General features: G+C 62.7%; 11 protein-coding genes. 5 read left to right on the plus strand and 6 right to left on the minus strand.

Going from position 1 to position 13,213, the window contains the following annotated elements; genetic code table 11:
• Nucleotides 1-39: 39 nt before the first annotated feature.
• Nucleotides 40-1,377 (plus strand): DEAD/DEAH box helicase, encoded by a 1,338-nt coding sequence (locus tag AB4P94_RS10370; protein ID WP_395610438.1) that lies wholly within the window; start codon nt 40-42, stop codon nt 1,375-1,377.
• 113 nt (nt 1,378-1,490) lie between these two features.
• On the opposite strand, the gene AB4P94_RS10375 is transcribed toward AB4P94_RS10370, so the two are convergent.
• The 3 genes from AB4P94_RS10375 to AB4P94_RS10385 all read right to left on the minus strand — a co-directional run bounded on the left by AB4P94_RS10375 (nt 1,491) and on the right by AB4P94_RS10385 (nt 7,433).
• On the minus strand, nt 1,491-2,714 hold the full coding sequence (locus tag AB4P94_RS10375) for a TIGR03862 family flavoprotein (RefSeq protein WP_395610439.1): 1,224 nt from the start codon (nt 2,712-2,714) through the stop codon (nt 1,491-1,493).
• A gap of 240 nt (nt 2,715-2,954) precedes the next feature.
• Nucleotides 2,955-6,284: a type III effector HrpK domain-containing protein gene (locus tag AB4P94_RS10380; RefSeq protein ID WP_395610440.1), complete on the minus strand. Its 3,330-nt coding sequence runs from the start codon at nt 6,282-6,284 to the stop codon at nt 2,955-2,957.
• 228 nt (nt 6,285-6,512) lie between these two features.
• The gene (locus tag AB4P94_RS10385; RefSeq protein ID WP_395610441.1) at nt 6,513-7,433 is read right to left on the minus strand and encodes a histone deacetylase; all 921 of its coding nucleotides are present in this window, start codon (nt 7,431-7,433) and stop codon (nt 6,513-6,515) included.
• Between the two features lie 75 nt (nt 7,434-7,508).
• Between AB4P94_RS10385 and AB4P94_RS10390 the strand changes: the two genes are divergently transcribed.
• From AB4P94_RS10390 to AB4P94_RS10400, 3 genes are read left to right on the plus strand one after another with little or no spacing between them, the layout of a single operon-like run.
• A complete protein-coding gene (locus AB4P94_RS10390; RefSeq protein ID WP_395610442.1) occupies nt 7,509-8,078 on the plus strand; it encodes a GNAT family N-acetyltransferase in 570 nt (189 codons plus the stop codon).
• Nucleotides 8,079-8,116: 38 nt separating this feature from the next.
• The gene (gene tesB / locus AB4P94_RS10395; RefSeq protein ID WP_395610443.1) at nt 8,117-8,986 is read left to right on the plus strand and encodes an acyl-CoA thioesterase II; all 870 of its coding nucleotides are present in this window, start codon (nt 8,117-8,119) and stop codon (nt 8,984-8,986) included.
• Nucleotides 8,983-9,570: an HAD family hydrolase gene (locus AB4P94_RS10400; protein WP_395610444.1), complete on the plus strand. Its 588-nt coding sequence runs from the start codon at nt 8,983-8,985 to the stop codon at nt 9,568-9,570. Before tesB ends, AB4P94_RS10400 begins: the two co-directional genes overlap by 4 nt.
• Nucleotides 9,571-9,702: 132 nt before the next feature.
• Here AB4P94_RS10400 and AB4P94_RS10405 read toward each other — a convergent pair whose 3' ends face one another.
• The 3 genes from AB4P94_RS10405 to AB4P94_RS10415 all read right to left on the minus strand — a co-directional run bounded on the left by AB4P94_RS10405 (nt 9,703) and on the right by AB4P94_RS10415 (nt 12,150).
• Nucleotides 9,703-10,689 carry an alpha/beta hydrolase gene (locus AB4P94_RS10405; RefSeq protein WP_395610445.1) on the minus strand — a complete coding sequence of 329 codons (987 nt, stop codon included), beginning with the start codon at nt 10,687-10,689 and terminating at the stop codon, nt 9,703-9,705.
• Complete coding sequence (locus AB4P94_RS10410) at nt 10,690-11,577, minus strand: neutral zinc metallopeptidase (RefSeq protein WP_395610446.1); 888 nt, start codon at nt 11,575-11,577, stop codon at nt 10,690-10,692.
• Between the two features lie 156 nt (nt 11,578-11,733).
• Nucleotides 11,734-12,150, minus strand: coding sequence for a membrane lipoprotein lipid attachment site-containing protein (locus tag AB4P94_RS10415; RefSeq protein WP_395610447.1), 417 nt, complete (start codon nt 12,148-12,150; stop codon nt 11,734-11,736).
• Nucleotides 12,151-12,334: 184 nt separating this feature from the next.
• On the opposite strand from AB4P94_RS10415, the gene AB4P94_RS10420 reads away from it, so the two are divergent.
• Nucleotides 12,335-13,213 (plus strand): DMT family transporter, encoded by an 879-nt coding sequence (locus tag AB4P94_RS10420; RefSeq protein ID WP_395610448.1) that lies wholly within the window; start codon nt 12,335-12,337, stop codon nt 13,211-13,213.

The following is a 13,213-nucleotide window of genomic DNA, read 5'->3' on the forward strand; positions in this document are numbered from 1 at the left end:
CATTGCGGCTTTGCGCTGAATTTTTCCTACGGTAAACACATGACTTTCGCCTCCCTTGGCCTGATCGAACCCTTGCTGCGCGCCCTTGAGACGCTTGGCTACCAGACCCCGACGCCGGTGCAGGCGCAAGCCATTCCGGCGGTGCTGGCCGGTCGCGACCTGATGGCCGCAGCCCAGACCGGCACCGGCAAGACCGCCGGTTTCGCCCTGCCACTGCTGCAACTGCTGACCATGGAAGGGCCGAAAGTCGCCGCCAACTCGGCGCGCGCGCTGATCCTGTGCCCGACCCGCGAGCTGGCCGAGCAGGTTCACGCCAGCGTCGCCGAATACGCGCAACACCTGCCGCTGACCACCTACGCGGTGTACGGCGGTGTGAGCATCAACCCGCAGATGATGAAGCTGCGCAAGGGTGTCGACATTCTGGTCGCCACGCCGGGCCGGCTGATCGACCTGTTCCGCCAGAACGCGCTGAAGCTCAATCAGCTGCAAACCCTGGTGCTTGACGAAGCCGACCGCATGCTCGACCTGGGCTTCTCCGAAGAGCTGGCGAACATCTACCGCATGCTGCCGAAAAAGCGCCAGACGTTGCTGTTCTCCGCGACCTTCTCCGATGACATCCGCCTGCTCGCCGGGCAGATGCTCAACGACCCGCTGAGCATTGAAGTGAGCCCGCGCAACGTCGCCGCCAACACCGTGAAGCAATGGGTGGTGCCGGTGGACAAGAAGCGCAAGCCCGAGCTGTTTGTGCACCTGATGCGCAAAGGCCGCTGGAAGCAGGTGCTGGTGTTCGCCAAAACCCGTAACGGCGTGGATGCGCTGGTGGACAAGCTGCAGGGCCTGGGCATCAATGCCGACGGCATCCATGGCGACAAGCCGCAGGCGACCCGCCAACGTGCGCTGGACCGTTTCAAGTCCAGTGATGTGCAGATTCTGGTGGCCACCGATGTAGCGGCCCGTGGCCTGGATATCGAAGACCTGCCGCTGGTGGTCAACTTTGACCTGCCGATTGTGGCTGAGGATTACATCCACCGTATCGGCCGTACGGGTCGTGCGGGCAACACCGGTGAGGCGATTTCCCTGGTGTGTGCCGACGAAGTGAACATGCTCTCGGCTATCGAGATGCTGACCCGCCAGACCTTGACCCGCCAGATGGAGCAGGACTTCGAGCCGGAACATCGCGTGCCCGAGACTGATGCCAGCGGGCAGGTGGTGAAGAAACCGAAGAAACCGAAGAAGCCCAAAGCATCAGGTGGTGGCGGCGGCAAGCGCAACCTTGGCAAGTGGGTGGACAGTGGGGAAGTGGCGCCGGCGGAGCCTTCGATCAAGCCGGTGCGCAAGGTGCCGGTGTTTAATACCGGGCCGCGTAAGAAGAAGTGATTTTGCGGGGTGGCTGAGGGCCTCATCGCAGGCAAGCCAGCTCCCACATTTGATCGAGTTCCAACATTGGAATGCAGTCAAATGTGGGAGCGGGCTTGCCCGCGATGGCGGTCTCAGCGCTTAAGCCATTCCAACAGGCCCCGCCCAGCCGCCCGCCCACTGGCAAAACACCCCGTCAGCAAGTACCCGCCCGTCGGCGCTTCCCAATCCAGCATCTCCCCCGCACAAAACACCCCCGGCAGTTGCTTGAGCATCAAACGCTCATCCAGCGCCTCGAACGGCACGCCGCCGGCGGTGCTGATGGCTTCGTCCATCGGGCGGGTTTTTACCAGTGTCAGCGGCAACGCCTTGATAGCCACCGCCAGTTGCGCCGGGTCATTGAAGTGTTCAGCCGGTGCCAACTCGCGCAACAACGCGGCCTTCACCCCCTCCAACCCCAACTGACTGTGCAAATGCTTGCTCATCGACCGCGAGCCACGTGGTTTGGCCAAGGCGGCTTGCACCTTGTGCAGCGGTTTGCTCGGCAGCAGGTCGAGATGCACCGTCGCCGCGCCATCACGGTTGATCGCTTCGCGAATCGGCGCCGACAGCGCGTAGATCAGGCTGCCTTCAATCCCGCTGGCGGTGACCACGCATTCGCCGAGCCGGGGCTTGTCATCGCCCAGGCCAATGGCGACGTTTTTCAATGGTGCGCCGGCGAATTTGCTGACCATCAATTCAGTCCAGGCTGACACCTCGAAACCACAGTTGCTCGGTTGCAGCGGGGTGTAAGGCACGCCTTTGTCTTCAAGCAGCTTGAGCCAGGCACCGTCGGAACCCAGGCGCGACCAACTGCCGCCGCCAAGCGCGAGCAGTACCGCGTCGCTGTGGACCGTTTTCTCACCGTCCGGGCTGTGGATAAGTAAGTCGCCGTCGGCATTCCAGCCGGTCCAGCGATGCCGGGTGTGGATAACCACGCCTTGATCGCGCAGGCGTTTGAGCCAGGCGCGCAGCAGCGGTGCGGCTTTCATGTCGGTAGGAAATACCCGGCCGGAGGTGCCGACAAAGGTCTCGATGCCCAGCCCATGAATCCATTCACACAACGCTTCGGCGCCAAATGCCCGCAACAGCGGCGCCATGTGCGGTGCGCGCTCTGCATAGCGCGACAAAAACGCCGGGTAGTCTTCGGAGTGGGTGATGTTCATGCCGCCCACGCCCGCCAGCAGGAATTTGCGCCCCACTGATGGCATGCCGTCATACAGGTCTACCCGAACGCCCGCCTGGCTCAAGACTTCAGCGGCCATCAGCCCGGCAGGGCCGCCGCCGATAATGGCGACGTGGGAGGAGGTGGTGGACATCGGCAGGCCTGGTCAAAAGCAAAGGGTGCCCATTGTAAGAGATGCCGCGCATTTGTGGGGGTAGGAACGAGCTTGCTATGGCGAGCAAGCTCTTCGTGGCGAGCAGGCTTGCCCTGCGTTGGGCTGCGAAGCGGCCCCAAAACCAGACACCTCGGCTCAAACTGAAGAGCCGCGGCGTCCTGATTGGGGCTGCTGCGCAGCCCAACGCAGGGCAAGCCTGCTCGCCACAAAGAGGTGGGGTCAGGCAAAGCCGGTGCCGGTGTTGAGCGGGTACTCATCCGAGCGGTCGGCGTCGGTGATCGGGCCGCCCGTCAGGCCGTATTGGTCAAGCACCGGCACCAGGGCACCGAAGAACGCATCCTGTTGTTTCTCGCGCTTGACCACTTCGATGATCGGGAACACGAACGAGGTGATGATGCCCACGCCCGCCGCCGCCCAGCCCAGCACCCCGGCGAAGGTGCCGGCGATGGCTGCCGCGTCCGCCACGCCAAACAACCCGGCGCCACCTTCGATGATCGAGGCCACCGCCGCGCCGGTACCGAGGGCGCCGCTGGTGAGGGAGAAACCGGCGTTGAGCTTGTCACCGGCGAAGGCGCTGTTGACCCCGCTGATCAGGCCGAACACGCCGCCGATAAAGCTGCCGGCGCCGCCGACGATTTTGCCCAGGTTGCCGAGTTTGTTGAGGCCGTCGGTGTTCTGCACCATTTTCCCCGTCGGGAAGTCGCCAATGCCTTGTGGCTTGGTGGGGTCAATCGGCGTGGGTTTCCAGGCCATGCCGTAGCCGGCTTCCTTGGCGTATTTGGTACCGCCTTCGGTGATCAACCCGGCGAACTGCATGCCTGCCGCCACACGCCCGGCGTTATCGGCCGGGCTGTTGCCGCCGGTGGCCGAGCGCGCCGCCAGTACACCACCGGCGAGCAGGGCGCTGCCGATGTGCAGCAGGCCTTGTTTGTAGGCGTCGCTGGCGTTGAGGTTCAGGCCGTCTACGGCTTTGGGCAACACGTCGCTGATCTTCTGGGTCTGGCGGTTGACGTCCCACATCGAGCGGATCAGCGAAATCACGTCCTGCGGCTTGATCTGCGCGCCGGTGGAGTCTTTGAACATGTCCGGGTTATCGGCCATGGCCTGGTTGAGGATGGCGGTGGTTTTGGCCTCGTCGAAGTTGCCATTGGCGTCGCCGAATGCGTTTTTCAACACGTCGTCATTGGCGCCGTTGACCAGGCTGTCGGACACCGCCTGGTTGACGTATTGCTGCACGGTGGACGAGTCCTGCGCCGATACTTTGTCGCCGAGGAATTCCTTGAGCAGCGAAGCGTTGGCCGCGTATTGGCCGATCACGGTCATCGGGTCGGCATTTGGCGCGGCGAGGCCGTTTTGCAGGTCTTGGCCGCTGACGATGTGGTCCTGGAAGTATTGTTGGATGTCGGCCGACTTGCCGGATTTGTCGGCAATCGCCTCCAGGTCTACGCTGCCGTTGCCGCCCAGTGCCATGTCGGTCAGGGTGGCGTCGGTACCCGCCAGGCTCAGGCCGTCGACGAGTGACACCGGGTTGCCATTGCTGTCTTTGGTCGCCAGCGCGGTGTTGATCACATTGCCGCTGTTGATCTGGCTGTCCTGGTAATGCTGCATCTCGGTTTTGATCGCCGGGTCGCTGTTGACGATGTCTTTCATGCCGCCGGCCTGGTTCTGCGCCATGAAAGTTTTGACGTCAGGGTCGGAGGCCAGCTGATTGACGGCTGCGTCCAATTGGTCGGCGACCTTGGATTTGGTCGGGTTGAGGTGGTATTCGCTGTCGGCGGTGATCCCGGCATACAGGTCACCGTCGCCCACTTTGTCGCTGGAGGCCAGGCGCGCACGGGCGTCGCTGAGTTCCAGCATCACGGCGGTCTTGGTTTTACCGTCGTAGTTTTGCGGGTTTTGCAGCACGTCCTGGGTCAGCTTCGAGGTGTCGACGTCGGCCACGGAGCTGCGGATCGAGGCGTTGCTGAGCATCATCAGCACGCCATGGTCGTCGGTCGGCGCCTGGTTCTCCAGCCACGCGCCGAGGTTTTTCTGCTGGGTGATGCCGTCGGCGGTCGCGGTGGCGGGCAGGTCGCCGGCCATGTCGAGGGTGCGCATCATGCCGGGGGTGGACCAATAACCCGCAGCGCCGGTCAGTTCCGGGCTCAGGCCGCTGTCGTTCTTGATGGCATTGAGGTTGTCGGTGGTCAGGCTGCCATTGTTGGCGCGCTGGTTCGGGCCTTCCATCGCAGGGCCTGCACTGCTGACCAGCGAAATATTGGCCATGACCAGCGCGGCAGACTTGGCGTTTGCCTTGGCCAAGTCGGTGGCGCCCGGGTTTTTGCTGAGAAAGGTGCTGTAGGACTTGGAAGCGGCTGACAGGTCCTTGTTCGACTGGCTGACGAAACTGTCGACGTTGCTGTGGGTAATCACCCCGTCGCTGCCGCCGAGGCCGCCGCTGTCGAGGGCGTTCATCAGGCTCGGGCTGCCGGCCAGGTATTTGAGGCAGGCCTGGGCTTCGGGCGGCAGGTCGGCGGGCGGGTTGGCGAAGTCAATCGGGCGGTCGTGCATACCCCATTTGTCCCAGTTGTCGCTGAGCATTTTCGCGGCTGCGCGCGGGCGGTCGAGGTCGCGCTCTTCCTGGGTCGGTGTGCCGCTGGTGTTGCCGACGATCTTGTCCCAATCCTTGGGGTTGGCGTATTGGGAATTGTCGATCCAGTTGGTGTCGACTGCGCCGCCGACGTTGAAAATGCCGTTGGATTCCTTGACCACTGAGGCATACAGGTCAGGGCTGATGGCTTGGGACACGATCACCTTGTCGCCGGACGCCGTTTCGTAACGGATCAGGCCGTGGCCGAGTTCTTCCGGCGTGCCGACCAGGCTGACACTCCCGGTTTCGCTGGCGTCGGCGAGGGTGTAGCCAGCGTTTTTGCTGTCGTTTATCAGGCCCCAGGTCTGGCCGTCGCCTGCCACCTGGTTGTACAGGTCGGGGTTCACTTCGCGGCTGACCACGACTTTGTCGCCCGAAACGGTTTCGTAGCGGATAAGGCCCGGGCCGATTTCATCCACAGGGCCGATGGCGCTGTAGTCACCCAGGCCCGGCGCGGTGTCACCGGCCTGGGCGATGCGGTAGCCATCGGCCTTGCTGGCATTGAGCGCGTTCACGGCGTCGACCTTGCTGGACATGCCGTCGAAGAGGTAGGGCGTCATCTGTTTGATAATGATGATGTCCTGGCCGTCGCGGGTTTTCAGGTCCAGCACGTTGTCGGAAATCTTGGTAATGCTGGCGATGTCGGCCAGGGGCACGCCGGTGTTGCTGATGTCGGCGAGGTTCGGGTCGTTGAGGCGTTTGATGGCTTCTTGGTCGCCGGTGGCCATGACGTCGGCGATCTTCTGGTCTTTGGTGTTGTCGGTGACGCCGCTCGCCAGCACTTTGAAGTTGCCGGGTTTGGCGGTGTCCTTGAAGCCCGCCACGGCGCGGGCCATGGCTGCTTCAAAGGTGGATGCGACCTTTTTCAACGCGTCGTCATTGCCGGGGGGTGTCACGGTGCCGATCTTGTAAGTTGCCATCGCCGGATACTCTGGAAGCGGGAAGGCTTTCAGGGTGACGGCGGCGTGAGGCAGTTTTGTTTCAAATCTGGAACAGGTGCGATGTTCCACAACGTTTCACGGCTGTGGACAAGTATCTGGTCAAAAAACGTACAGTTGCGTGCAGGCCATGTGCCTGCGCGCTTTCAGACGCTTACGCTCAAGTTATCCACAGGTGGTTCCACAGGCATTGTGGGTAACGCCCACACTTCAATGACAGCCTGATGACGTCCATACCCGTTGCGCGCTGTGGTGCAGGATGCCGTGGCGGCGGGCCAGGGCAGGGCGGTCCTTGCTGTAGCCGCCGCCGATCACGCCCATCACCGGAATGTCGCGGCCCAGGCAGTGGCGCATCACGCTTTCATCGCGGGCGGCGACGCCAGCGTCGGCCAGCTTGAGGTAACCGAGGGCGTCGTCTTTGTGCACATCCACGCCAGCGTCGTAGAGCACCAGGTCGGGTTGGTAGAGCGGCAGCAGGTAGTTGAGCGCATCGTCCACCACCTTGAGGTAGTCGGCGTCGCCCATGCCCATGGGCAGCGGGATGTCCCAATCGCTCTGGGCCTTGCGCGCCGGGAAGTTCTTTTCGCAGTGCAGCGATACGGTGATGGCGTCCGGCGTGTCATGGAGGATGCGCGCGGTGCCGTCGCCCTGATGCACGTCACAGTCGAAGATCAGCACGCGGTTGACTCGCCCGCTGGCCAGCAGGTAATGGCTGATCACCGCCAGGTCATTGAAGATGCAAAAGCCGGCTGGGTAATCGTAGTGGGCGTGGTGGGTACCGCCCGCCAGGTGGCAGGCCAGGCCGTGTTCCAGCGCCTGCTCGGCGGCGAGGATCGAACCGCCGACCGCGCGCACCGTACGCCGCGCCAGGGCTTCGTTCCACGGCAGGCCGAGGCGCCGTTGGTCTTCGCGGGACAACTCGCCACTCATGTAGCGTTCGATATACCCGGTGTCATGGGCCAGGGCCAGAATCTGGGGCGGGCATAGCTCGGGGCGCAGCAATTGGCTGTCGTCGGTCAGGCCGCTGGCCACCAGGTGGTCGCGCAACAGGCGAAACTTGTCCATGGGGAAGCGGTGGTCCGCCGGGAACTCAGGGCTGTAGTCATCGTGGTAGATCAGGGGCAGTGGCATGGGATTTTCTGACGGGAACCTGCGACGCATCTTACCCGCGTTGTACACTCACGCACATGGCAAGGGAGGGGACCCATGGAGCCGATACTGGAATTGGAAAGCGCACGGCTGGTGCTGCGCCAATGGCGCGACAGCGACCTGACGGAATTTGCCCGCATGTGCGCCGACCCGCAGGTAATGCGTTACTTCCCGGCCAGGCTGAGCCACCTGGAAAGCGCGGCGCTGATCGGCCGCATTCGCGGGCACTTTGCCGAATATGGTTTTGGCTTTTGGGCCTTGCAGCGCAAGGACACCGGCGAGTTCATCGGCCTGACCGGGCTGCAAAACGTCAATTTCGAGGCTGGGTTCACCCCGGCAGTGGAAATCGGCTGGCGCCTGGCCCGCGAACATTGGGGCCTGGGTTACGCCAGTGAGGCGGCGTGGACGGCATTGCGCTGCGGCTTTGATCGCCTGCAACTGGACGAAATTCTCGCCTTCACCACTGAAGCCAATCTGCCATCACAAAAAGTCATGCAGGCCATCGGTATGCATTACGATCCCCAGGCAGATTTTGAACACCCCAAGGTCGCAGCCGATGACCCGCTGCGCCATCATGTGTTGTACCGCATCACCCGCGCCCAATGGTTGGATACGCTGCACGGATAAGCAGCCCGGAATGCCCCATCGTTTGTAGGAGTTGCTCTATGAGCCAAGTATTGGAAGATCTGGTGGACTTGCTGACCCTGGAGCCGATCGAGGAAAACCTCTTTCGCGGCCGCAGCCAGGACCTGGGTTTTCGCCAGTTGTTCGGCGGCCAGGTGCTCGGCCAATCGCTGTCGGCGGCGAGCCAGACCGTAGAAGAAGCGCGGCATGTGCATTCCTTGCACGGTTATTTTTTGCGCCCGGGCGATGCGGCGTTGCCGGTGGTGTATTCGGTGGACCGCGTGCGTGACGGCGGCAGCTTCAGCACGCGGCGTGTGACCGCGATCCAGAAGGGTCACCCGATTTTCACCTGCAGCGCCTCGTTCCAGTACGACGAAGAAGGCTTCGAGCACCAGACCACCATGCCCGTGGTGGTCGGCCCGGAAAACCTGCCGTCGGAGCTGGAGCTGACCCAGCAGCGCGCGCACCTGATCCCCGAGCACATGCGCGACAAATTGCTGTGCCCCAAGCCGATTGAAGTGCGCCCGGTTACCGAGAAAGACCCGTTCAACCCGCAGCCGTCCGACCCGGTCAAATACGTGTGGTTTCGTGCCGACGGTGCGTTGGCCGACTCGCCCGCGCTGCACAAATACCTGCTGGCCTACGCCTCGGACTTTGGTCTGCTGACCACCTCGTTGCTGCCCCACGGCAAAACCGTGTGGCAGAAAGACATGCAGGTCGCCAGCCTCGACCACGCGCTGTGGTTCCATGCCGACCTGCGCGCCGATGACTGGCTGCTCTACGCCATGGACAGCCCGTGGGCCGGCAACTCCCGCGGGTTCTCGCGGGGCAGCGTGTACAACCGTGCCGGGCAATTGGTGGCGTCGGTGACCCAGGAAGGTTTGATTCGCCATCGCAAGGACTGGGCATGAGCCTCACGGACATCAAGCATTGGGTGTTCGACATGGACGGCACCCTTACTGTGGCCGTGCATGATTTTGCGGCGATTCGCGTAGCGCTGGAGATTCCGCCCGAAGACGACATTCTCACCCATCTCGCCGCGTTGCCGGCTGATGCAGCGGCGGCCAAACATGCCTGGTTGCTGGAACATGAGCGCGAGTTGGCGCAGGGTTCAATCGCGGCAGAAGGTGCGGTGGAGCTAGTGCGCGAACTGGCCGGGCGGGGTTATCGCTTGGGCATTTTGACCCGCAATGCGCGGGAGTTGGCCCATGTGACGCTGGAAGCGATTGGCCTGGCGGACTGCTTCGCCGTCGGCGATGTGCTGGGGCGTGAGGATGCGCCGCCCAAGCCAGACCCCGGTGGCCTGCTGAAGCTGGCGGCGGCCTGGGATATTGCGCCGAGCGCGATGGTGATGGTGGGGGATTACCGCTTTGACCTGGATTGCGGCCGGGCGGCGGGGGCGCGCACGGTGTTGGTGAATTTGCCGGAGAACCCGTGGCCGGAGTTGGTGGACTGGCATGCGCAGGATTGCGCGGCCTTGCGCCGAATGATTTAGCCCACCTGATGAAGATCAAATGTGGGAGCGGGCTTGCTCGCGAATGCGGTGTGTCAGCAGCAAATAAGCTGATTGATCCACCGCATTCGCGAGCAAGCCCGCTCCCACATTTCTAACCGCGTTTTTCAGTGACTACTTCGCAAACAATACCTTCTCGCCCTCAGGCGACGTAAACATCCCGTCCCCGTTATGCCCAACCCCCGGCACTTCCACCAGTTTGTGAGCCAACTGCGGGTGGCGCGCCTTGAGGTAGTCAAAATAGTTGTGCCCACGAATCAGGCGATACGGCCCCTGGGTTTCGGCTTCGCAGCTTTTATCCAGCGCCGGGTGGTTCGGGTCGGTGTCCTGCTGGCCCAGCAGGTAGGTCACGTCGCGTGACACATACGCCTGCTCAAGCTGCTGCGCGCTCTGGCCTTTGGCGTAGTCGGGCAGGTTCTGCATGCCGTATTTCCAGTCGTTGAAGCCGGGGCAACTGGCCACGTCAAACTTCACCGGGCGTTGTGGCGTGAAGTAGGCGTAGGACGATGGGTTGGCGACCACGTAGCGCAGGCTGATGCCTTCGGTTTGCAGCATCGGGTGATCGTGGCCGGTGAGGGCAAAACGCTGCACCACCTGGCCGCCGCCGGAATGCCCGGCCACCACGATTTCTTTCAGGGCCGGGAACAGCTTGCGGTTGCCCAGGTGTTTGATGATCTGGTCGAGGGCGCCGTAGGAGCTGACTTGGCCGGGGCCGGTCGAGGCGTCGCCGGCCATCCAGTCATTGCTGTTCCAGCGCAGTACGCCGTTGTCCAGATGGTTGCGCTTGATGTCGAACTGGTTGAGAAACTGCGGTGCAATCACCAGCGTATTGCCGGCCTGGCCTGCGTGCTCGGCGGCCGATTCGCCGCTTTGCAGGTAGGTCTGCGCATTGCGCAGGCGGCCATGCACGATGATCAGCGCGCGGGTGACCTGGGGCAGTGGTTTGCTCCAGTCCTGGCTCAGGCCGACGCTGAGGTCACCGGCGTCCAGGTGAAAACGATCGGGGCTGACTTCCTTGACGCCGTGTTCTTTCTCGGCGGCCCAAGTGGTGGTGGAGCAGGTCATCATCAAGCCGAGCAGCAAACCCAATCGTTTATTCATTTAGAGACTCTTGGCGGTAAAGGTGTCGCATTGAGTGATCTGGCCCCCGGCGAAGCCAGTCTTGAACCAGCGAACCCGCTGTGCCGAGGTGCCGTGGGTAAACGAGTCCGGCACGACGCGCCCTTGACCCTGTTGCTGCAAACGGTCATCGCCGATGGCGTTGGCCGCGTTCAGTGCTTCTTCAATATCGCCGGGTTCCAGCCAGTTCAGGCGTTTTTGCGCCCGGTTGGCCCACACCCCGGCGAAGCAGTCGGCTTGCAGTTCCTGGCGCACCAACAGGCCGCCATCGCCCTGCATCTGCCGACCTTGCTGGCGCGCGGCCTGAATCTTGGCCGAGATGCCCAGCAGTGTTTGCACGTGATGCCCGACTTCGTGGGCGATCACATAGGCCTGGGCGAAATCGCCGGCAGCCTGGAAGCGTTGTGACATTTCCCGGAAGAAATCCAGGTCCAGGTATACCTGTTGGTCAGCCGGGCAATAAAACGGGCCGCTGGCCGAGGTGGCGCCACCGCAGGCGGAATTCACCCGCCCACGGAACAGAATCAGTTTCGGGTTCTTGTAGGCCAACCCGTTTTCCTGGAACACCTGAGCCCAGGTATCTTCCGTGTCCCCCAGAATCGCGCGGACAAAATCAGCCTGCTGGTCATTGGCCGGCGGCGCCTGGCGCGGCTGCGTGCTCACTTGAGGCGCCTGCTCCATCTGGCCGGTCAGCTGGCCGAGGATCTGCAGCGGGTCCTGGCCGGTCAGCCAGCCAATGCCCACGATCAGCACAATCGCTGTCAGGCTCAGGCCCTTGCCGCCACCAAACCGCATCCCCCCGCCCCCACCGCCACTGTCATCGCGGGCATCCACCACGTTGTCGCTGCGTCGGCCTTTTTTCCATAGCATGGGGCAATCCTCTCGATAAACCTTGGGGAACAGTGTTGTTGGTGCATGGGCATGGCGCCAGCCCGGCTGTCCGACAGGTACGAGAGCGGCTTAGTATCGCTGCTGTCAGGCCGTGCCGGCAGGGGCGCCAGATGAAAGTTGTGTCAGGTTGGCAGGTCAGTCGCGGCAGTAACCTTCGCCGGTATCGACGATCAGGCAATCCTTTTTATCCGCCAGCCATTTCAAACCGGTGGCTTCGCCGTCACCGGCGCTCAGTTGCTGCGGGCCGTCGGGGCGGGTGAAGGCGATGCCGTCTTCGTTGGCTTCGCCCTTGAAAGTGCCGGAGTCGTCGGCGTCGAGGCCGTATTGCATGGTCAGAATGTAGTGGCCACGGCCAATGCTGTCGTCTTTGGCGATGGTCAGGTTCAGGCCCTCCACGCCGATCCACTTGCCGACCCATTTATCGGTGGGCGGGGTAGCCGGTACCAGGGTGGCTTGCACCGACGCCGGTGCCGGTTTGGGGGCTTCCTTGGGTTCCTTGTTACAGGCGGTCAGCAGGGCAAGGGCAGACAGAACAAAGATGGTTTTTTTCATAGCGGGCGGCCTTGGTTAAAAAGTGTTCAACGCGCGGGCAAACATGCAGCGTTGGACTGGTATCCCGTGATTTAGTGCGCTGTTCGCACGGTGTTTGGTTATGCTCTTGGGGCAGACGCAAGCCCGGCTGCTAGATTACCGGGTTGAGTGCACAAGCGTTCAGCCCGCCACGCAAGAGAATTCAATGACTGTCAGCACCCCCCTTTCCGGCGTCAACCATCCTTTCAAAGGCATCCTGCTGATTGTGCTGGCGACGTTCCTGTTTTCCAGTCACGACGCCTTGTCCAAATACCTGGCCGGGTTCTACCCGATCGTGATGGTGGTGTGGGCGCGGTACCTGGTGCACACCTTGCTGATGGCCGGGATTTTCCTGCCCCAGTCGGGCTTGCGCGTGCTGCGCAGCAAACGCCCGGGCATGCAGGTGGTGCGCGCATTGTGCTTGTTGGGCACCAGTTTGTTTTTCACGGCGGCGCTGCACTACATCCCGCTGGCGGAAGCCACGGCGGTGAACTTCCTGGCGCCGATCCTGGTGACCGCGCTTTCAGTGCCGTTGCTCGGCGAGCACGTGACGCGTGGCCAATGGCTGGCGGTCATCTGCGGGTTTGTCGGCGTGCTGATCATCATCCACCCCGGCGGTGAGCTGTTTACGCCGGCGGTGCTGCTGCCGCTGTGCTCGGCGCTGTTCTTCTGCTTTTACCAATTGCTTACGCGCATCCTCAGCCAATATGACACGCCGACCACCAGCAACTTTTTCGCCGGCCTGTGCAATACCCTGGTGATGAGTGCGCTGGTGCCGTTCTTCTGGCAAATCCCGACGCTGTGGCACGGTGCATTGATGCTGGCGCTGGGCACGTGCGGGATGACCGCGCACTTGATGTTGACCCAGGCGTTCCGCTTCGCGGCGCCGGCCTTGCTGGCGCCGTTCGGCTATTGCCAGATCGTGTTTGCGGGGTTGTTGGGGTGGCTGGTGTTCAACCATACCCCCGACGTGACCACGGTGGTCGGCATCGGGGTGATCTGCATGAGCGGGCTGGCCGCTGCCTGGCAGCAGCGGCGACGTTGA

This window comes from Pseudomonas sp. B22129 (assembly GCF_044218875.1).
Lineage (GTDB): Bacteria > Pseudomonadota > Gammaproteobacteria > Pseudomonadales > Pseudomonadaceae > Aquipseudomonas.

Excerpts from the sequence above, each read along its gene's own strand:
- AB4P94_RS10385 (WP_395610441.1), bottom strand. The coding sequence starts at position 7,433 with ATGCCACTGCCCCTGATCTACCACGATGACTACAGCCCTGAGTTCCCG.
- AB4P94_RS10405 (WP_395610445.1), bottom strand. The coding sequence starts at position 10,689 with ATGAATAAACGATTGGGTTTGCTGCTCGGCTTGATGATGACCTGCTCC.
- AB4P94_RS10410 (WP_395610446.1), bottom strand. The coding sequence starts at position 11,577 with ATGCTATGGAAAAAAGGCCGACGCAGCGACAACGTGGTGGATGCCCGC.
- tesB (WP_395610443.1), top strand. The coding sequence starts at position 8,117 with ATGAGCCAAGTATTGGAAGATCTGGTGGACTTGCTGACCCTGGAGCCG.
- AB4P94_RS10420 (WP_395610448.1), top strand. The coding sequence starts at position 12,335 with ATGACTGTCAGCACCCCCCTTTCCGGCGTCAACCATCCTTTCAAAGGC.
- AB4P94_RS10390 (WP_395610442.1), top strand. The coding sequence starts at position 7,509 with ATGGAGCCGATACTGGAATTGGAAAGCGCACGGCTGGTGCTGCGCCAA.
- AB4P94_RS10380 (WP_395610440.1), bottom strand. The coding sequence starts at position 6,284 with ATGGCAACTTACAAGATCGGCACCGTGACACCCCCCGGCAATGACGAC.
- AB4P94_RS10370 (WP_395610438.1), top strand. The coding sequence starts at position 40 with ATGACTTTCGCCTCCCTTGGCCTGATCGAACCCTTGCTGCGCGCCCTT.
- AB4P94_RS10375 (WP_395610439.1), bottom strand. The coding sequence starts at position 2,714 with ATGTCCACCACCTCCTCCCACGTCGCCATTATCGGCGGCGGCCCTGCC.
- AB4P94_RS10400 (WP_395610444.1), top strand. The coding sequence starts at position 8,983 with ATGAGCCTCACGGACATCAAGCATTGGGTGTTCGACATGGACGGCACC.
- AB4P94_RS10415 (WP_395610447.1), bottom strand. The coding sequence starts at position 12,150 with ATGAAAAAAACCATCTTTGTTCTGTCTGCCCTTGCCCTGCTGACCGCC.